The sequence below is a fragment of the Kordiimonas lipolytica genome, assembly GCF_042651265.1.
Lineage (GTDB): Bacteria > Pseudomonadota > Alphaproteobacteria > Sphingomonadales > Kordiimonadaceae > Kordiimonas > Kordiimonas lipolytica.
On sequence record NZ_JBHSCR010000014.1, the window covers coordinates 404,547 to 421,874 of the forward strand.

The window sequence follows — 17,328 nt, forward strand, 5'->3', positions numbered from 1 at the left end:
CGTGTTTTTTAAGGTGTGGTTTCAGTTCTTCGCTGCCAACCTCCCAGAAGCACAGCGAATGCACTCGATACCTACAAAGACGGATAGTAAGCCTGCTTTAGGAATAAAAAGATCAGAAAAAGGGTGCTTTTCTTCGTTGTGGCCAAGAAAAGTTAAAAAGTGTTGTTTTTGAAACACTTGTGTACTGTTTGGTCTAGAAAAGGAAATTTTGTTACCAATATTCGCCTTGCGCGCAATTTTTGGGAACACATATCTGCCCTGTGTCAGCTTGGTTACAATGGCTTTCGTGACTTGTGGACGGGTGATTAATTGGGGGTGGTTGGCTATTCTGCGGCCTTGGGTAGGTCAGTGCACTGCCGGCGGGCGTGGAGTTCTGTGAAGCGAGCAATTAGGTTTTCGCTAAACCACTGAAGTTTATCGTGAATTTCCCCAAACTCGGGCAGCGGCTCCAGTTTGTTTTCGTTCATATAGATGGCGCGGTTAATTTCAATCTGCAGCGCGTGCCGCCCCTGGTTGGGGTTGCCATAATACTGCGTGGTGAAGCCGCCGGAATAGGGAACATTCCGGCGCACGCGGAAGCCGGCGCGGATCAGAAGCTCCTCTGCGATGGATGTCATGTCACGGCTGCAAGCTGACCCCCAGTTATCTCCCAGCACTATATCCGGGCCGTATCGCTTCCCATCCCTGTTTTCTGACGGCATGGAGTGGCAGTCGATCACGACCGCATAGCCAAACTGTTTCCGTCGGGTGCTTATCAGAGCGGCTAGCTTTTCATGATAGGGCTTATAGACTTGATCAATCCGGAAAAAGGCTTCTCGGGCTGGCAGCTGCTTCGTATAGATGGGAACATTTTCCGCCACCAATCTTGGGATAATTCCCAGCCCGGCTTTCACCCTGTGGGTTTCCTGGACCATTGTTGGGTCAAGGGCAGGGGTGAACATGGTGGGGTCCAGTTCCATCTCGTCCCGGTTCAGGTCCAGGTAGGCGCGAGCGTGGGTTGCGACCAATAGTGTGGCACCAGATTCTGGGGCGCTCTTGAATAGGCGGTCCACAAAGGCATCTTCCGATAGCCGCAGTGTATGGTCTGAGAGGTGTGTGGCTGCCCGCATGGCTTTTGGATAGAAGCGTCCGCTGTGCGGCAGGGCAAAAACGAACGGCCCCGGTTTGGGGGCAGGCCGGCACAGGTAGGGGGCTGGCGCCTTCTCGATATTCCCGCTCGTATCGTCGCAGCTTTCTTGTGTCATGGTTTTACCCTATCGCGATTTCGGGGCGAAGTCATCGCAGATCTTGCATGTGGACGGGCTATAAAATTTGGCTTGCGCGGGCGTGGGCAGCGGTGTAAACACTGGCCCGTTCCCACCCGCTTGCGGGTCGGGCCTCCACATATGAATGGGACGGTCGGTTAGCTCAGTTGGTAGAGCGCATCGTTGACATCGATGAGGTCGTTGGTTCGAACCCAATACCGACCACCATTTAAAATCAAGCACATGCAAAACATATAGACTTTCGGCGCGGTACTCAGTGTATCATTAGCGCATCGCACGGAAGTGGCCTCAAGTGCCGAAGGGAGAAAAGTGTTATGGACAGTGAAAACAAGCCATCCCTGCTGGCTCAAATTCGCCGCAACATGCTTGTGGGGCTGTTTACGCTGATCCCCATCTGGCTGACCTTGTTGCTGATTTCGGTAATCCTGGAATTTATCAATGATCTGGCGGCGCCGATTATTAAGTGGATGACGGCGGGCGTCCGGCCAGATAATGCGCTTTATGAAATTATAAAGTCGCCCTTCTTCAATACGTCGCTTTCGGTGATTGTTCTGTTGCTTCTTTTTTATGTGGTCGGCTGGTTGGCGTCGCGTTATGTGGGGCAAAAGGTTCTCACGCTTTTCGAGCAGACGGTCGACCGCATCCCGGTGGCGAAATCCATTTACCGCACCATCAAGCGGCTCGCGGATGCAGTGCAGACCAGCTCGAACGATGTGGAGCGGGTTGTGTTGATTGAATTTCCGTCGCGCGACATGAAGACTGTCGGGCTTGTAACCCGTACGTTCAAGGACACAACAACCGGGCGGGAATTGGCGGCCGTTTATGTGCCGACAACGCCCAATCCCACGTCAGGGTATCTTGAGATTGTGCCGGTGGAATATGTCACGCCTACCAACTGGAAGATGGATGAAGCCATGTCCTTCATTATTTCCGGTGGTGCGGATGTGCCGAAAACCTTTAACTATGACAAAGCAGCCCCGCGCCAGGAATAGCGCGAGGCTGGTGAATGGTTTATTGGGTGTCCATGCCTGCCTGGCTAGGACGCCACTTGTTGCAGGTCTTCTGTTGGCACATCCCAAGACAGGTGATTGTCGTTGAGGATCACCAGATTTTTCGTGGTTATCACATCCGGTACGGCGGAATAGCCCAGAAGCTCCCCTGTTGTGGCTTCCGGGTGCCGCGCCAGCAAAAGCACTTCGTCTGAGCTGAAGTTCGTCAAGCCGCGGGCAATTTCCTGCCCCTTTTCATCATAGATATGCAGGATGTCACCCTTCTGGAATGTATCCGCCACGGAAACGATATCCGTGTGTTTGACTGCTTGCGGGCTTGAAACCAATTCATCGGCGGCGCTCTGTTTCAGGATCAGGCTGCCGGCTACCTGCAGCCTGTTGGTCAGCCATACTTTCCAGGCGGAAGCCGGTGTGCCGATTGCGGTGCAAGTTGTGTGGCGGCGCTCACCCTCAAGAACGGATAGAAGTGGGCGTTCAATCACGCCTTCAGCGATGATCGTGCTGCAACCGGCATGCTGTGCCATGTTGGCTGCCTGCAGTTTGGTGTACATGCCGCCGCTGCCCAGCGCGTTGGTGCCGGTGGTTGCCTCCAGATAGGTGCTGACATCCTCCAGCTTTTCGATGAACTGGGCGCCAGGCTCTGATGGGGGGCGGTCATAAAGTCCGTCGATGCTGGTCAGCAGGACAAGATGATCGGCCTGAATCATCTGGGCCACTTTGGCGGCCAGACGGTCATTGTCGCCCACGCGCAGTTCTTCGGTTGTTACCGTGTCATTTTCGTTCACGATTGGCATGATGCCATTCTCGAACAGGCGCTCTAACGTGTTCTTAATATTGATGAACCGGCGGCGGCCTTCCATGTCGCCCAAGGTGACCAGGATTTGCGCTATATCGAAACCGAATTCGTGGGCGACCTGCTTGTAGGCGTTCAGGAGAAGCGGCTGGCCGTAAGCGGCGGCGGCCTGCTTGTCCAGAATGCCTGCTTCCTCCGGTGTCTTGCCGATCGCGTTCAGTCCGAGGGCGACTGCGCCTGAGGACATAAGCACCACCTCGTAGCCTTGTTCCTTGAGGCGCGCAATGTCGCCCATCAGACCGTGCATGAAGGCATACCGCAGCGTCAATTGCTGGCTGTGGGCCAACAGGCTTGAGCCGATTTTGACGACGATACGCTTGGACATAGACACTACAGAATCTCCTTTTTCATGGCCAAAACTCGGCCCCTCATATAGGGGGCATTGTTTAAATATGCCAGAAATATTTTGAATTAAAATTAATTTCAAACGAAATGGTTGGTGAAAATATTCATATTATCTCATAAAAAACATTAGCTTATGGCTAAAATATGCGTCAGTGTCCCTGACCTTCTAGAAATTTAGACTTGAAAATATCATTCGAATTCTAATATTTAGCTCCAGCCGAGCAGCCACGCTTTTGTCGGGGCAATGCGCTTGGCCAAATGAAATCAAATGCCGGACGGCGTGAAGAAATGGAGTGAAAGAATGGATATTCTGATGGTCGGTTGTGGCCGTATGGGCGGGGCAATGCTGGGATGCTGGAGCACTCGCGAGGATATTCATTTTACTGTTGTGGACCCGGCTAAGCCGGATGTGCCTGCGGGCGTTCGTGTGCTGAGCGAGGCTTCCGCGCTGGGTTCAGACCAGTTCGATATCATTATTATCGCGGTCAAGCCGCAGATGATCGAAGCTGTCATGCCGGATTATACCGCTCGCCTCAAGGATGGTGGCTGCATGGTTTCCATTGCGGCGGGGTTCAGCATGGATAGCCTGAGGCGTGTGCTTGGCGATGCTCCTGTGATCCGCGTCATGCCCAACCTGCCAGCGTTGATTGGCAAAGGCGCCACTGGAATCTATGCCACCAACGATTGCCCGACCGCCCTTAAGGAAACGGTGGGGGATCTGATGGGGCGTATCGGCAAGGCAGTCTGGGTTCGGTCCGAAGACGAGCTTGATCGCCTGACAGCCGTTTCCGGCAGCGGGCCAGGTTATGTATTCCAATTTATCGAAAGCTTTATCGAAGGTGCCAGAGAGCTCGGCTTTGCTGAAAAGGACGCCCGCACGCTGGTTATCCAAACCATGGTTGGTGCGACTGAGATGGCCGCCAGCACAGATGCACCGATCAGCGAGCTGCGTACTTCAGTTACCAGCAAAGGCGGCACCACGCAGGCTGGCCTGGCACAGTTGCGGCAGGATCATATGCTGGACCTGTTGATGAAAAGCACGACCAAAGCCGCTTACGAGCGTGCCCTTGAGCTTAAGTAAGCCCCTGGCCGCACCTCATTTTTCCAATAACACAAACGGAGCCATTCATGACCTCCCTGTCCAACGAAATCAGAGAATATGTCCATTTGCTTGCCAAGCGCGCGAGTATCGCTTCCAGAAAGCTGGCAACGGCAACGACTGAGCAAAAGAACGCTGCCCTGTTGGCTGCAGCACGGGCTTTGCGCGCAGACAAGAAACTGATTGTGGCAGCGAATGAGCGGGACGTTTCCAGCGCGCGCGAAGAGGGCCGCAACGATGCCTTTATCGACCGCCTGATACTGAACGATGATCGGGTGGAGGCGATGGCAGATGCGCTTGAGGCGATTGTCGAATTGCCGGACCCTGTTGGGCGTCAATTGGCGATGTTCGACCGCCCGAACGGCTTAAAGGTTGAACGTGTAGCCGTGCCGATTGGTGTCATTGGTATGGTCTACGAGAGCCGCCCGAACGTGGGGGCGGACGCCGGTGCCTTGTGCCTCAAGTCAGGGAACGCAGTTATTTTGCGCGGCGGATCCGAAAGCTATCATTCTACAAGCGCCATTGTTGCTTGTATGAAGCAGGGCCTTAAGGAAGCCGGGCTGCCGGAAGATACAATCCAGTTTGTTGACACGCGTGATCGGGCCGCTGTAACGCATCTTCTTAAGTGCGCGGAATATGTCGACCTTGTAATCCCACGCGGCGGCAAGGGCCTGGTGAAACTGGTGACGGAACAGGCTGAAGTACCAACACTTCAGCACCTGGACGGGAATTGTCACACATATATCCATGCGGCAGCTGACATTGATAAGGCAGTGGCAATTGTGAAGAATGCCAAGCTGCGCCGTACAGGTATTTGCGGCGCCACGGAGAGCCTTGTAATCGACCGCGAGATCGCGCCAGATGTTCTGCCGCGCCTTCTTGATGCCATGCCAGACTGCGAATTCCGTGGTGACGGGCTCGCCATGACAATCGATGACCGGATCAAAGAGGCTGCTGAAGACGACTTCAGTACCGAATATCTGGATGCTGTCCTGTCAGTGAAGCTGGTGAACGGCGTGTCGAACGCTGTTTCATTCGTGGACCAGCATTCGTCCAAGCACACGGACGCAATCATTACTGAAGATCAGGAAGCCGCAGACCTATTCATGGATATGACCGATAGCGCCGTGGTGATGCATAATGCGTCAACCCAGTTTTCTGATGGCGGTGAATTCGGCATGGGGGCCGAAATCGGCATTGCCACCGGCAAGATGCATGCGCGTGGGCCGGTGGGGCTCGAGCAGCTGACAACCTTCAAATACAAGGTGCACGGTAGCGGCCAGACAAGGCCCTGAGGTGTAACAGCGAAACCATGATGGGCGCCCGGCACCTGTGTGACCGGGCGTTTGCTTAACAGATATATCAAGAACCGAAGGGGTAGGAGACAATGCAGATAGAAGTGATGATTTCACTGGCGGCCTATTTCATTTTGATGATGGGTATTGGGCTCTATGCCTACAAGAAATCCACCGATGACGTATCCGGTTACATGTTGGGTGGCCGGCAACTTAGCCCGGCTGTGGCATCCCTTTCTGCCGGCGCATCAGATATGAGCGGATGGATGCTGATGGGCTTGCCGGGGGCAGTCTATGTCTCTGGGCTATCGAGCGCCTGGATCGCGGTTGGCCTGATGGCCGGGGCATTCCTGAACTATCTGTATGTGGCACCGCGCCTGCGGGTCTATACCGAGATCGCGGATGACGCGATTACCATTCCAGACTATTTTGAAAAGCGATTCCATGACAGCTCGCACATGCTGCGTGTCCTGTCCTCTGTGGTCATCATTATTTTCTTCACGCTTTATACATCTGCGGGTGTGGTTTCCGGTGGCAAGCTTTTTGAGGCTTCCTTCGGCATGTCTTATGAAGTAGGCCTGTTCGCGACTGCAGGCGTGGTTGTTGCTTACACACTGTTCGGCGGCTTCCTTGCGGTAAGCATGACTGACTTCGTCCAGGGCTGCATTATGTTTGTCGCCCTTATTCTGGTGCCTGTTGTCGCTTTCTTCGACATGGGTGGCGGGAAGGCCATCTCCAATACAATTGGTGAGATCGACCCGGGGCTCATGAATATGTTTGGCGGGCTGACGATCGCGGGTGTTGTCTCCAGCCTTGCCTGGGGGCTTGGGTATTTCGGTCAGCCGCATATCATTGTGCGCTTCATGGCGATCAGGACGCTTCGCGACGTGGCAACTGCACGCAATATCGGCATGAGCTGGATGCTCATCACCGTTATTGGTGCGGTGGCTACGGGTAGCGTAGGGCTTGCATATATCGTGAAAAACGGCCTCAGCCTCGAAGACCCGGAAACGGTTTTCATCGTGTTGTCTGAGCTTCTGTTCCACCCCTATATTGCGGGCTTCCTGCTGGCGGCAATCCTGGCTGCGATCATGAGTACCATCTCGAGCCAGTTGCTGGTGTCCTCCAGTTCATTGACGGAAGATTTTTACAAGACCTTCCTCAGGAAAGAGGCGTCGCAGAAGGAATTGGTGTTGGTCGGGCGCCTGTCCGTTCTTGCCGTGTCGCTGGTAGCCATCGGGCTGGCATATGACCGATCCAGTACGATTCTGTCGCTGGTTTCCAACGCCTGGGCTGGCTTTGGCGCAGCCTTTGGACCACTGATCCTCCTGAGCCTGCACTGGCGTCACATGACGCGCGATGGTGCGATGGCAGGTATGATTGCCGGTGCGGCGACCGTACTGTTCTGGATCTATGCGCCTATCACCATTGGTGGCAAATCGCTTTCTGACAATCTCTATGAGATGCTGCCAGGATTTGCGGTCAGCATGCTGGTGTCGATTGTTGTCAGCAAGATGACGGAAGGCCGCGGCGAGGCCGAACGGTCAAAAGCACTGTTCGCGGAAATGGAAACTGAACTGGCAAAGGGCTAGGGGCTACCATTCGACCGTAACAATGATGGCATCGGAATAGAGGCCGGGGGCTGCGTTCTGTCCCCCGGCGATCCGGCCATAGACCGTGTAATTCCGGATTTCGCAGCACAAGAGCGACAGGGTATAACCGTCCGATACGACGGAAGTCCCGCCAGCGCCATCGGCCCAGATGGCTGTATGGGTGACATCCGTATAAAGATTGTAGAGCAAAGTATTACGACCGGAAGCCATTTTCCTGTCTGTCTTCTTGCCGTTTTCGCCCATGCTCAGCGATACCAGATAGGAAATGCTGTCCCCAATCGTGTCCGAGCCGCAGCTGACCTCGACATTGCCTGTGCTGTCGACAGCTTGTTGGGTCAGGGCATTATAGGTCCCGAAGCTTACGGCAGTGGCATTGACGGTGCAATAGCAGCCGGTGCCGCTACAGCTTGCTGCCGCCTGCCAGGACAGCAGGAAGATTGAAGCAAGCATGTAAAGGGCGGCGCGGGTCATCGTTGTATCCTCTTACAAACAACAGGGCGCGATACTGTTTGGCCTATCGAAGCAGAGATTGCTTGAATGTCTATTGTACAGCTTCCTGACGGCATATGGACAAAAAACCGGCGCGCTTTCTGCAGGCCCGAGACATAAGCCATCCCCCGAAAGCCGATTGGGATATCTTCGCCATCGTCTGCGGCATGCATCCTTGAACCCGGAGGAAGATCGTTGCCGTCCTCATCAACAATGTGAAACAGCGCTGCTGTCACTGCCTGCACAGGGAAGTCGGCAGATACGCCGCTGCGTCTTTTGGGAACCACGCGAAGCGAGGTCTTGCCGATATCTGCCGAAAGCGGCAGGTCCAACGGATCGATGGAAAGCCTGTTTTCCTCATAAGCGCGCAGGCCCGTGACCAGTGCATGGCCTGACTTGTTCGTTTTGGTGACAACGCGGTTGTCCTGCATGACGTCCACACCTGCAAAATTGCCTACGCTTACGAGGGCGAAGCTGTCGCGGACGGGCCGCGAAAGATAAGCATCGCCCTTGAGGATAACCAACCCACCCTTGAGGCCCAGGCGCGCCGCATCACGGCCATACCAGTGGCTGACATCAAGTGAGGCAATAGCTTTTGGGCTATCATAGGTGACGCCGGCCCTGCCGCTTTGGGTGTCGTCCTGCCGAATTTCCGCGCGGTAGCCCAGCCCACCCTCATATGGGGCGTTTTGATTGATCCGTGTGGTACCCGCCCAGTCACGGCCTGTTTTTTCCATCGTCACATTGCCAGCCGTGCGCGCCCCCAGCCGGGTTGTGAAGCTGATAAAAAGGCTGGTCTCCCGGAATGCACCGACACGGCGCGAGAAGTTAACGCCCAGCCCGCCCAGCTTGCCGAGTTGCACCGAATAGGTGGCGCCGATGACTTCAAAGTCGTCTCTGTCGCGTTCGTCAACCCGGGTGTAATTGACGGAAATAGACCCTTTGGATTGCATCTCGAACCCGATGTTGGCGCTGCTGCGGCTGCGTGCGGGGCGGAAGTCTTTACTCTCGCCCAGGCGCGTGAAGTCGGCGGTTGTCATTTCATGGGACGCGAATATGCCGAACGTCTGTGATGACCAGCTGGCGTCAAGTTGCAGTAGCCCGCCGACATTTCCGCCGCGAAAGCTGACGGCTGTCGATGTGGAAAGTTGGCCGCCAAAGGGCAGCTTCCAGTCGATGAAGGGGCCAAGGCTTGCTTGTTGGGTTGATCCTTCAAGGTGCATGCCGGCGGTGAAGCTCTGGCTCAACCCTTTGCGGAAACTGCCGGCTATGAATGGTTCCTCATAGTCGTTGCTGGTTGTCCCATAATTTTTCCGCAGCATGCCAAGGGACGCCGAGTAGGAGGCAAGGCCCGGTGTTAGCAGGTCGCGGTTGGCATAGAAGGGTTGCATCAAGACGGTTTCCCTGCCCAGCAGGTCTCGCACCACGACGCGCATGTTGCCTGCGCCCGTGATGATGGGCAGATGCTGGATGGTGAAAGGCCCAGGGTCTATGGGAAGGCTCGACCGTTTGACGTCATTAACGAAGATATCCGCAGTTGACGGCAGTGAGGCAGTGCCCGAGACGGTTGGTGTCGGGAAAGTAATGAAGCCGGGCTGCAGGTTGAAGTCTGTGCCGAAGCGGATGCCTGCAAATCTGACGGGTCGCCCCCAGCCACTGGCCCTTGTCACGCTGTCTCCCAGGTCCAGGCGAAGGCGCTTGTCCGGGAAGTCGATTGTCCATGTTGTTTCAAGCCGGGTCAGGCTGGCGTTCCCTGTCAGGTCTCTTCCCACGAAGGTCGCGTTGCCGGTGCCGCGTTCGGAAAACACAGATAGTTCAGCCAGGCCCCCGCCAAAATCGCTGCCGTCCCCGATTTCCAGGGACAGGTCGTAGTTGAGGAACATGCCCAGTGGTGTTGGGTCCGGGGGAACATGCCGCCAACGCTCGCCCACCTGATGATGAGGAAAGCAGCTTGCTGCACAGCTGATGTCCAAATGCTGGCGGTGCGTATCAAATTCATAAGACAGGCCGGGAATAGCCAGCAGGGGCAGCAGTGAAAAGGTACGGTATGACCGGGGTGTTATAATTGGTGGGACCAGCCCAAGCGAGTCGAGGGCCCGAATGTCCAGATAGAAGTCATCTGGCGTTTCAAGCGCCGCATATATGCCAGGCTGGCTGATGCCGTTCACGGCGACTGTGGTAAAATAGAGTGATTGACGCGGCTCTTCAGCGTCTTGTGCCAATCCGGTGTCGGCAATCCCGAAGATCAGGATTGCCAGTCGGAACAGGGACATCAGCTGAAGGCGCGATGTCATTTTTCCGCCGGAAGTGTTTCCTGATAGATGCCTTGGTCGGTCGCGGCCATTACTTCGAAGCTGTCAGGAAGTCTGGCGGCAAACGGCTCAGCGGTATCAAGACGCCATGTCATTGTCGATCCTGGCAAAATATATTGATGGGTGTTGGCTTCAAAGAAGATTTCATCGTCTTTCACCAGCCTGATGCCCGCCACCAGCGCGTGCGCATTGCCACTGTTTTCAACGGTTGCCCAAAGGCCGCCATCCTGGATGATCTTCCACGACAGGGGCGGCTGGGAAACAGTTTCAGGCTGCAGGAATACCGGAATGCTGATCCGGACGGCAAACTGAACCTGGCTGCCAGAGTCCTCATCAGGTGGGGACGGAACCTCCTGAATATACAGGCGATAGGTGCCTTCCCTGTTCCAGTCGTCATGTCGTGTACCCAGCGCTATGCGAACAACCTGTTCTTCACCGGCTGCTACACTGAATATTGGGGGGCAGGCGATGAGATTGTCTGAGTCCGCATATTGGTCTTTACCACCCGTTTGATCCCACTTGACCAAGCGTAACTGCACGACAGTGTCAGTGGTGCCGCGGTTATGGATGGTCATGGCAGCCAGAGCTGTGTCTTTTGTGAGCGTGATCCGGATCGGGCTGACTTCAAGGGAAGCCGCAGCCTGTGCTGCCTGAAACGGGGCAACTGAAAAAAATAAAAGCACCAAAAATCGTGCGACGTTATTCATGAAAAATTGCTCCCTGCTTCCCTAGAAATCCAGCGCTAAAATGGTGATTTCGCCTGAAGCGCCAGTTTCTCTTTTTTTGGCTGAGTTTCCTCTAGGTAACTGATAGTAGGACGCCTGGCCATATAGATTGCCTGCCTTGTTGATATTTGTTGACTGGTAGGCAGCTGTTTTTATCGAGACGGACTGCTGCCCTGGCCTTTGCACGGCTAGCTGATAATCGGTCTCACGTGTGCATAAAATTTCGAGCGGTTCTGCAGAACCTGCCACCTGTACTCTGGCCATGCGGACAATGCAGCGCGGCAGAACCACAGCTGAGACGCCAATGCGCGCGGTGGGTCTTTTAGTGTTTTTGTGCAAGTTGTTTTCTTGGGGGCTGTCTGCGGCGGCTTGCTGACTGGCAAGCAAAATCTGAGACCAGATGGCCAGAATGGCCGCGCTTCTGGTGGCAGAGCGATGCCAATGTCTGGTCAATAAATCCGCAAGTGTCATGCGTGCATCACCTGTTTCAGCATTGCAGCATTCGCCTTTCCTTCCCCATATGAAGCAGTATAACTCTCTAGAAAGTTACTGTCACTGTTACGGTGTCGCTATAGGACCCGGGGGCTGCGTTCTGAAGCGCAAACAATCTGCCATATACCGTAAAGGTCTGGTTTGATCCGGTACCTGTATCGGACACAGTATCGACGCCAACAGTATCGCCCCAAACTGTGGTGCGCTGGGTGTTTTGATAGAGCGAATAAGTCAGGTCATTGGCGCCGGATTCCATAACGCGGGTGGTCACTGTTGCGCCTTGGCCCGTGCCCTCATCCAGGCCGATGTCATAGTCGGTCGTGTTAGTGCAGAGAACGGTCAGTGTTACGGTGCCATCGATATCTGTTGCAGAAAACGGGTCATAAACGCCAAAGGCCAAATCTGTTGCGCTGACGGAGCAGGTAGCATTCACGGTTGCAGTGACCTGAAATGTATCGGTTTGCGCCGACGCGCCCGAAGTTGCGGTCATCCCCAACAGTAAAGTCGCACTAACAAGGGCAAGAAACTTTGCCACGTGATACCGTATCTGAGTTTTAAAATACTTCATATCTCCAGCTCCTTGTTGGCTAGAAAATATATCTACATATAGCTTATATGATGTATTCTTAATTTTATTTAAAGAGATCACAATCTGTCTTGTGTTTGTTTGCGGCAAACTGTCGCGATATAACGCTATTAATGATACCATGAGTTATTTTTTACATCTTTAAGGCGCTTTTTCTGACGTGAATTGCTCTGCCTGTGGCCGAATGAACAAGAGGAAAAGCGTTGCTGACAGCCCGGCTGCGGCAAACATCATACACATCACCATGATCTGGTAGCGCGCTGCGACAAGGGGCGATACGCCGGAAAGGATTTGCCCTGTCATCATGCCGGGCAGCGATACCAGCCCAACAGCAAACAAGCTGTTTGTGATGGGAATGAGGGCCGCTTTGAGGGCCACCGAGCGTGCGGTCAGATAGTCGTCGCCGCGCTTCATCTCTGCGGCGAGGCGTTCTGCAGCAAGGCTGACACTGTTCATTGAAGCTGCGAAAATCATCCCAGCCAGCGGGACCATGACTTGCGGTTTGAACCACGGGTCGGGGCGCAGAACTCCTTGTGTGATCAGGGCTAGGACAGAGCCGCCCCCAAGTGCGATTGCCAGTAACGCGACCGGATACAGCGTGCGTCTGGAAAGCTTGGTTGTCCTTAGTGAAATCCAGCTGGAAACAAGGGCCATTATGGCCAGAACCGAGACGACCACCCAGGGCGTTTCCGCTGCGAACAGGTAAACCAGGAAATACCCGATGAGCGACAATTGAAGGATCATTCGGGCAAAACCATATAGGGTTTCCCTCGCGTCACGTGACCATGTGTGCAGGATGGCGACCACGACGGCGACCGGCAAGAGCGCCAGCGCCAGATTGGCCAGTGGGATAGTGTGGGTCGCATCAGCCATGTTTCGGCTCCTGATTTTTATCTACGGCAAGTGATAAGCACGTTCGATTTTTATCAGGAAAGTCATATATTCACACGCTGCAATTCTTTAGCGTGTCTGTCATGCGGCTGCGCCTTCTTCCTTTGGTATTGCCAGATAGATGTTCCCTTTTTCGTCAGTTTTTGTCTCAAGGGCGGGGGTGCAGCCTTCGTTCGCGCCCTGTGCGGTGCCGGTTTTCAGGTCAATCACCCAATTATGAAGCGGGCAGGCAACGGAATGGCCATGCACAATCCCTTCCGACAAGGCAGCGTGTTTGTGTGGGCACTCGTTTTTCAGGGCAAAAATCCTGTTGTCCGAGGTACGAAACAGCGCCACTTCAAAGGCGCTCGTATAAATGCGGCGGGCCCCGCGGGCCGGGATGTCGTCAATATGACAGACAAGGGTAAAAGTGGGTTGAAATGTCATCGCTTCATCCTGCTGGGATTTTATTCTGATTGGGCGTCTTATTTTCTGCCTGCTGTGTCCGGACTCTGGCGTGAATTAGCAAGGCACGTGCCAGCATGGGAGGTGCTCAAGAATGAAAATAAAAACAGAGATTTAGTCCTTTTTTGAGACTATTGATGCAATTCCAACGAGAAAAACCTGATTATAATTTAGACATCGGCCAAAAAAATAGTCAGCCCAACTAACTCAGGGCGCCAAGCATGCTGGGGCGGCGGTGGGCAGGTTGCACCGGATAGTCATATGGGCTACAAAAGCCGCGCCCTGTTCGACATATGCTGGCGCCCGCCTATGTCATAGACAATCAACCGATTTGTGACTTTTCAGGAGTGCTTCCCATGCAATCATTCATCCCCCCGAAACGCACACTGATGGGGCCCGGCCCATCGGACGTTCACGACCGTATCCTCGAGGCAATGGCACGCCCCACACTTGGTCACCTGGACCCTGAATTCCAGCGCATGATGGAAGAGCTGAAGGAAGGCCTGCGTGCACTTTTCAAAACTGAAAATTCCATGACTTTCCCGGTCTCGGCTCCCGGTTCAGCGGGTATGGAAATGTGCTTTGTCAACCTGATTGAGCCCGGCGACAAGGTCGCCGTGGTCAAGTACGGTGTGTTCGGCGAGCGGATGAAGGAAAATGTGATCCGCGCCGGTGGCGTGCCTTTGATGGTGGAATTTGAATGGGGAAAGGCCCCGCTGCCGGCAAAAGTGGCAATGGTGCTGGAAGCCAACCCAGACGCTAAAATTCTGGCCTTCGTGCACGCAGAGACCTCCACGGGGGTGTGTGCAGATGCCAAAGCACTGTGCGATCTGGCGCGGGAATATGATTGCCTGACCATTGTTGATGCCGTGACCAGCTTGGGTGGCCTGCCGGTTGAGGTGGACAAATGGGGCATCGACGCCATTTATTCCGGCAGCCAGAAATGCCTTTCCTGCACGCCGGGGCTTTCACCTGTAAGCTTTTCCGAGCGCGCGCTGGACCGCGTGCGGGCACGTAAAACGCCAGTACAAAGCTGGTTCCTGGATCTCAGCCTGGTGATGGCATACTGGGACGGCACGGGGGGGCGGTCCTATCATCATACGGCGCCTGTGAATCCGCTTTACGGCCTGCATGAAAGTCTCGTGATGCTGTTCGAAGAGGGGCTTGAAGAAAGCCATGCCCGCCATGCGGTGATGCATGAAGGCCTTGTGGCAGGCCTTGAGGCAATGGGGCTTGAAATGCTTGTGGATGCCGACGTGCGCCTGCCCATGCTGAACGCGGTCAAGGTGCCGGACAGCATCGATGAAGCCGCGGTGCGTGCGCATCTCCTGGCGGAATATGATCTGGAAATCGGTGCAGGGCTTGGGCCGATGGCGGGCAAGGTATGGCGTATCGGGCTGATGGGAACATCCGCACGCGAGGAGAATGTGGAACTGTGCCTGACCGCACTCGCCGACGCGCTTGGCCGGCAGCAGATGCATGTGGATGGCATCAAGGCGCTGGAAGCTGCGCGCGCCGCCATGAGCGACGACTAGGCTTCAAAAGTCAGTTCCTGCAGATGATAGAGGGCGGGGATTTCCCCGCCCTTTTTACTCGCTCTTACCAATCAATTTGCGCCACATGCGTCTTTCGCACGCCAGGCTGCCGCCAGTAAGCGTGCTGGTGGCGGCCAGAACGATCAGAAGCCACATTACTTTGTCTGCCTGTTCTGTGCCTTTCAGCAAGAGGGCGCTGCCGATCAGCGCGGCAGCCCACAAAATTGCCTGGGTAACTTTTTGGCGTCCGCCGGCGTTTTTTTGGTTGATATCAGGTTTGGTGTCCTCGGTCATAACTTTCCCTTTTTGTTTCCTTGGGGTTCTTTAATGTAACCTATAGGTATCAAATAGGGATAAATTAAGGCCATGTCAAGAGCATGCCCAAATTTTGTCTATGATGGACTTGATCCAAAGCCTGGCGCAGTTCGTAAAAGAGACATTCCTCGTTTAAGCGACCCCCAAAGGGTCTCCTCCCTCTCCATCCAAAGGAGGCCCTCGCTGACTGACCCGCCCCGTTCCCCCGAGGGCGGGTCAATTTTTTGGCGTCCGACCGATCATTCAGTCCAATTTACATCTTGAGGTCGTCATATTATGCCGCCATGGTGCGCGGAAACTGAGATGGGAATGTTATGACCAAATTCGTAGCGCTGTTGCGTGGCATCAATGTGGGTGGCCACAAGAAAATCAACATGGCGGACCTTAAGGAAGTGGTGTCAAAATGCGGCTTTGCGGGCGTGCAGCATTATATCCAGTCGGGCAACCTGGTCTTTGATGGCAAGGGCACGGCAGAGGCGGCCAGGAGCAAGCTGGAACGCGCCATCGAAAACGCCTTCGGCTTTCCTGTGGATATTATGGTGCTATCGGAAAACGGCTTCCGCGGGGAAGTAGCGGCCTGCCCATTTGCTGATGGCGATAGCCCGAAAGGTGAGCTTGATCCCAAGTTTCTGCAGTTAGCTTTCCTGAAAGGTACGCCAGACGCAGCGCATATCGAAACTCTCTTCAGCGCATACGAAGGGCCGGAGATGATTGCGTATAAGGGGCACACGATCCATATCTATTTCACTGAAGGGTCTGGCCGGTCAAAATTGACACCATTGCTGACCGACAAGAAGCTGGGTGTGCCAGCCACTGCGCGCAACTGGAACACGGTTCAAAAGTTACTTTCCATGCTGGACGGCTAGGCTTGCGAGCTTCAGTCTTCGTCAAGTACGCCGTGCGCTGCTTTTAGCCCTGTCTGGATGTCGGTATTGTCTGGAAAGCGCTTGATGCCGATCTCAAAGAGAGGCAGTGCTTTTTCGGGCATGCCGCCTTCAAGATAGGCATTGCCGAAGCTTGTCAGCCAATAGGCGCTGGTGTGGGTCAGGAACTCAGGGAAGGCGTCCAGCACTTCCGTCAGTGTGTTCATGTTGCCTTCACGAACCGATATCATCGCGATTCTGTGGATCGTCTCATTGTCCACCTCTGGCGCGGTGCCATATTTTGAAGCCCGCGCCTCGTAGAAGGCACGCACCGCGGGGATGCCGCCGAAGGCCTGATATTCGGCCACATCTTCGAACCGTATCCAGCGATAGTCGGCGAAGGCTTCATTCAGGCCCAGGGCGATTGTGCGGTAGGCGGTGGTGACATGCTCTTCGTCGGTATATTCCTTGACCGTCCATTTGATGCGGTCGCCGGCATTTGCCTCAAGCGATTCCCGGATGGCTTGTGCTGCCAGAGTGACCACGCCTTCATTGTCAGCAATTGCAATCACAAGCTTGGTGTTAGAGTGTGGCGCGGCCTTGAGTGTTCCAGTGAACGTACCAATAAAGTCGCGGTCAAGCGGCCAGGTGCTGGCGGTGACATAGGTGTCGAACAGGGTGCTGTCGGCGATAAAGCTGTTCATCACCATGCGCCCGGCATATTGCCAGCCGAACAGCAGGCGGACATCCCCAGCGCCGTAGCGGTCGGTCATGAAGGGTAGTAGCTCGTCCTTGAGGAAGCGCTGGTAGGCGGCAGCATTTGCAACGAAGTCGGCGGCGCGGTCATCGAACACGGCGGAGCTCTCGATGCCAACAACGATCAGATCAGGGACTTTGCCGAAATCCCCAAGGCTTTTCGCCAGCCCGATGCCGTGACTGAAATAGCGTTGGCCATCCAGCAGGTACAGGACCGGATAGCTTTTGCCCGAGCTAGCGTCATGGCCTTCTGGCAAGTGAACGCGAATAAAACGGTCGCCATCTAGGGCCGTGGAGCTAATGCGGTGGCGCGTCCCCACCACAATGGCTTCTTCGCCAGTTGCCGCACTGATATTTTTGCTGAAGGCGGGCGTCGCAAAAAGCAGCGCACCAAGCGCCAACACAAAAAGTCGATAAGCCATAAAGCCGGATCCCCATCT

General features: G+C 54.8%; 18 protein-coding genes and 1 tRNA gene. 7 read left to right on the plus strand and 12 right to left on the minus strand.

Features of this window, described 5'->3' with window-relative positions; genetic code table 11:
- Nucleotides 1-21 precede the first annotated feature (21 nt).
- Nucleotides 22-249, minus strand: coding sequence for a hypothetical protein (locus tag ACFO5Q_RS14495; protein ID WP_156431857.1), 228 nt, complete (start codon nucleotides 247-249; stop codon nucleotides 22-24).
- Nucleotides 250-323: 74 nt separating this feature from the next.
- A complete protein-coding gene (locus ACFO5Q_RS14500; RefSeq protein WP_068143850.1) occupies nucleotides 324-1,244 on the minus strand; it encodes an N-formylglutamate amidohydrolase in 921 nt (306 codons plus the stop codon).
- Nucleotides 1,245-1,396: 152 nt separating this feature from the next.
- Between ACFO5Q_RS14500 and ACFO5Q_RS14505 the strand changes: the two genes are divergently transcribed.
- Nucleotides 1,397-1,472, plus strand: a tRNA-Val gene (locus ACFO5Q_RS14505).
- A 107-nt stretch (nucleotides 1,473-1,579) separates the two neighbouring features.
- Entirely contained in the window at nucleotides 1,580-2,257 is a 678-nt protein-coding gene (locus tag ACFO5Q_RS14510; RefSeq protein ID WP_068143852.1) for a DUF502 domain-containing protein, read from the plus strand.
- Between the two features lie 44 nt (nucleotides 2,258-2,301).
- Here ACFO5Q_RS14510 and proB read toward each other — a convergent pair whose 3' ends face one another.
- Nucleotides 2,302-3,459 (minus strand): glutamate 5-kinase, encoded by a 1,158-nt coding sequence (gene proB / locus ACFO5Q_RS14515; protein ID WP_156431858.1) that lies wholly within the window; start codon nucleotides 3,457-3,459, stop codon nucleotides 2,302-2,304.
- A 315-nt stretch (nucleotides 3,460-3,774) separates the two neighbouring features.
- Here proB and proC point away from each other — a divergent pair, with 315 nt between their 5' ends.
- The 3 genes from proC (at nucleotide 3,775) to putP (ending at nucleotide 7,459) form a co-directional block, all read left to right on the plus strand.
- Nucleotides 3,775-4,554 (plus strand): pyrroline-5-carboxylate reductase, encoded by a 780-nt coding sequence (proC, locus tag ACFO5Q_RS14520; protein ID WP_068143857.1) that lies wholly within the window; start codon nucleotides 3,775-3,777, stop codon nucleotides 4,552-4,554.
- A gap of 47 nt (nucleotides 4,555-4,601) precedes the next feature.
- Nucleotides 4,602-5,867 carry a glutamate-5-semialdehyde dehydrogenase gene (locus ACFO5Q_RS14525; protein WP_068143859.1) on the plus strand — a complete coding sequence of 422 codons (1,266 nt, stop codon included), beginning with the start codon at nucleotides 4,602-4,604 and terminating at the stop codon, nucleotides 5,865-5,867.
- A 92-nt stretch (nucleotides 5,868-5,959) separates the two neighbouring features.
- Nucleotides 5,960-7,459, plus strand: a complete 1,500-nt coding sequence (putP, locus tag ACFO5Q_RS14530) for a sodium/proline symporter PutP (protein WP_068143862.1) — start codon at nucleotides 5,960-5,962, stop codon at nucleotides 7,457-7,459.
- Between the two features lie 3 nt (nucleotides 7,460-7,462).
- On the opposite strand, the gene ACFO5Q_RS14535 is transcribed toward putP, so the two are convergent.
- The 7 genes from ACFO5Q_RS14535 to nirD all read right to left on the minus strand — a co-directional run bounded on the left by ACFO5Q_RS14535 (nucleotide 7,463) and on the right by nirD (nucleotide 13,401).
- Entirely contained in the window at nucleotides 7,463-7,951 is a 489-nt protein-coding gene (locus tag ACFO5Q_RS14535) for a Csu type fimbrial protein (RefSeq protein WP_068143863.1), read from the minus strand.
- Complete coding sequence (locus ACFO5Q_RS14540; RefSeq protein ID WP_068143865.1) at nucleotides 7,948-10,263, minus strand: fimbria/pilus outer membrane usher protein; 2,316 nt, start codon at nucleotides 10,261-10,263, stop codon at nucleotides 7,948-7,950. The genes ACFO5Q_RS14535 and ACFO5Q_RS14540 overlap by 4 nt, the downstream gene beginning before the upstream one ends.
- On the minus strand, nucleotides 10,260-10,988 hold the full coding sequence (locus ACFO5Q_RS14545) for a fimbrial biogenesis chaperone (protein WP_068143867.1): 729 nt from the start codon (nucleotides 10,986-10,988) through the stop codon (nucleotides 10,260-10,262). Before ACFO5Q_RS14545 ends, ACFO5Q_RS14540 begins: the two co-directional genes overlap by 4 nt.
- 21 nt (nucleotides 10,989-11,009) lie before the next feature.
- Nucleotides 11,010-11,477, minus strand: a complete 468-nt coding sequence (locus ACFO5Q_RS14550; protein ID WP_068143869.1) for a hypothetical protein — start codon at nucleotides 11,475-11,477, stop codon at nucleotides 11,010-11,012.
- 67 nt (nucleotides 11,478-11,544) lie between these two features.
- Complete coding sequence (locus tag ACFO5Q_RS14555) at nucleotides 11,545-12,066, minus strand: Csu type fimbrial protein (protein WP_068143871.1); 522 nt, start codon at nucleotides 12,064-12,066, stop codon at nucleotides 11,545-11,547.
- A gap of 159 nt (nucleotides 12,067-12,225) precedes the next feature.
- Nucleotides 12,226-12,957, minus strand: coding sequence for an ABC transporter permease (locus ACFO5Q_RS14560; protein ID WP_068143873.1), 732 nt, complete (start codon nucleotides 12,955-12,957; stop codon nucleotides 12,226-12,228).
- Nucleotides 12,958-13,056: 99 nt separating this feature from the next.
- Nucleotides 13,057-13,401, minus strand: a complete 345-nt coding sequence (gene nirD / locus ACFO5Q_RS14565) for a nitrite reductase small subunit NirD (protein ID WP_068143875.1) — start codon at nucleotides 13,399-13,401, stop codon at nucleotides 13,057-13,059.
- Nucleotides 13,402-13,775: 374 nt separating this feature from the next.
- On the opposite strand from nirD, the gene ACFO5Q_RS14570 reads away from it, so the two are divergent.
- Nucleotides 13,776-14,954 carry a pyridoxal-phosphate-dependent aminotransferase family protein gene (locus ACFO5Q_RS14570; RefSeq protein ID WP_068143877.1) on the plus strand — a complete coding sequence of 393 codons (1,179 nt, stop codon included), beginning with the start codon at nucleotides 13,776-13,778 and terminating at the stop codon, nucleotides 14,952-14,954.
- 54 nt (nucleotides 14,955-15,008) lie between these two features.
- Here ACFO5Q_RS14570 and ACFO5Q_RS14575 read toward each other — a convergent pair whose 3' ends face one another.
- The gene (locus ACFO5Q_RS14575; protein ID WP_068143878.1) at nucleotides 15,009-15,248 is read right to left on the minus strand and encodes a hypothetical protein; all 240 of its coding nucleotides are present in this window, start codon (nucleotides 15,246-15,248) and stop codon (nucleotides 15,009-15,011) included.
- A 335-nt stretch (nucleotides 15,249-15,583) separates the two neighbouring features.
- Between ACFO5Q_RS14575 and ACFO5Q_RS14580 the strand changes: the two genes are divergently transcribed.
- Nucleotides 15,584-16,135, plus strand: a complete 552-nt coding sequence (locus tag ACFO5Q_RS14580; RefSeq protein ID WP_068143880.1) for a DUF1697 domain-containing protein — start codon at nucleotides 15,584-15,586, stop codon at nucleotides 16,133-16,135.
- An 11-nt stretch (nucleotides 16,136-16,146) separates the two neighbouring features.
- Here ACFO5Q_RS14580 and ACFO5Q_RS14585 read toward each other — a convergent pair whose 3' ends face one another.
- Nucleotides 16,147-17,310: an alpha/beta hydrolase gene (locus tag ACFO5Q_RS14585; protein ID WP_068143882.1), complete on the minus strand. Its 1,164-nt coding sequence runs from the start codon at nucleotides 17,308-17,310 to the stop codon at nucleotides 16,147-16,149.
- Nucleotides 17,311-17,328 lie beyond the last annotated feature (18 nt).

Coding starts and splice junctions, on each gene's coding strand:
- ACFO5Q_RS14500 (WP_068143850.1), bottom strand. CDS start 1,244: ATGACACAAGAAAGCTGCGACGATACGAGCGGGAATATCGAGAAGGCG.
- ACFO5Q_RS14510 (WP_068143852.1), top strand. CDS start 1,580: ATGGACAGTGAAAACAAGCCATCCCTGCTGGCTCAAATTCGCCGCAAC.
- proC (WP_068143857.1), top strand. CDS start 3,775: ATGGATATTCTGATGGTCGGTTGTGGCCGTATGGGCGGGGCAATGCTG.
- ACFO5Q_RS14525 (WP_068143859.1), top strand. CDS start 4,602: ATGACCTCCCTGTCCAACGAAATCAGAGAATATGTCCATTTGCTTGCC.
- putP (WP_068143862.1), top strand. CDS start 5,960: ATGCAGATAGAAGTGATGATTTCACTGGCGGCCTATTTCATTTTGATG.
- ACFO5Q_RS14535 (WP_068143863.1), bottom strand. CDS start 7,951: ATGACCCGCGCCGCCCTTTACATGCTTGCTTCAATCTTCCTGCTGTCC.
- ACFO5Q_RS14540 (WP_068143865.1), bottom strand. CDS start 10,263: ATGACATCGCGCCTTCAGCTGATGTCCCTGTTCCGACTGGCAATCCTG.
- ACFO5Q_RS14545 (WP_068143867.1), bottom strand. CDS start 10,988: ATGAATAACGTCGCACGATTTTTGGTGCTTTTATTTTTTTCAGTTGCC.
- ACFO5Q_RS14550 (WP_068143869.1), bottom strand. CDS start 11,477: ATGACACTTGCGGATTTATTGACCAGACATTGGCATCGCTCTGCCACC.
- ACFO5Q_RS14555 (WP_068143871.1), bottom strand. CDS start 12,066: ATGAAGTATTTTAAAACTCAGATACGGTATCACGTGGCAAAGTTTCTT.
- ACFO5Q_RS14560 (WP_068143873.1), bottom strand. CDS start 12,957: ATGGCTGATGCGACCCACACTATCCCACTGGCCAATCTGGCGCTGGCG.
- nirD (WP_068143875.1), bottom strand. CDS start 13,401: ATGACATTTCAACCCACTTTTACCCTTGTCTGTCATATTGACGACATC.
- ACFO5Q_RS14570 (WP_068143877.1), top strand. CDS start 13,776: ATGCAATCATTCATCCCCCCGAAACGCACACTGATGGGGCCCGGCCCA.
- ACFO5Q_RS14575 (WP_068143878.1), bottom strand. CDS start 15,248: ATGACCGAGGACACCAAACCTGATATCAACCAAAAAAACGCCGGCGGA.
- ACFO5Q_RS14580 (WP_068143880.1), top strand. CDS start 15,584: ATGACCAAATTCGTAGCGCTGTTGCGTGGCATCAATGTGGGTGGCCAC.
- ACFO5Q_RS14585 (WP_068143882.1), bottom strand. CDS start 17,310: ATGGCTTATCGACTTTTTGTGTTGGCGCTTGGTGCGCTGCTTTTTGCG.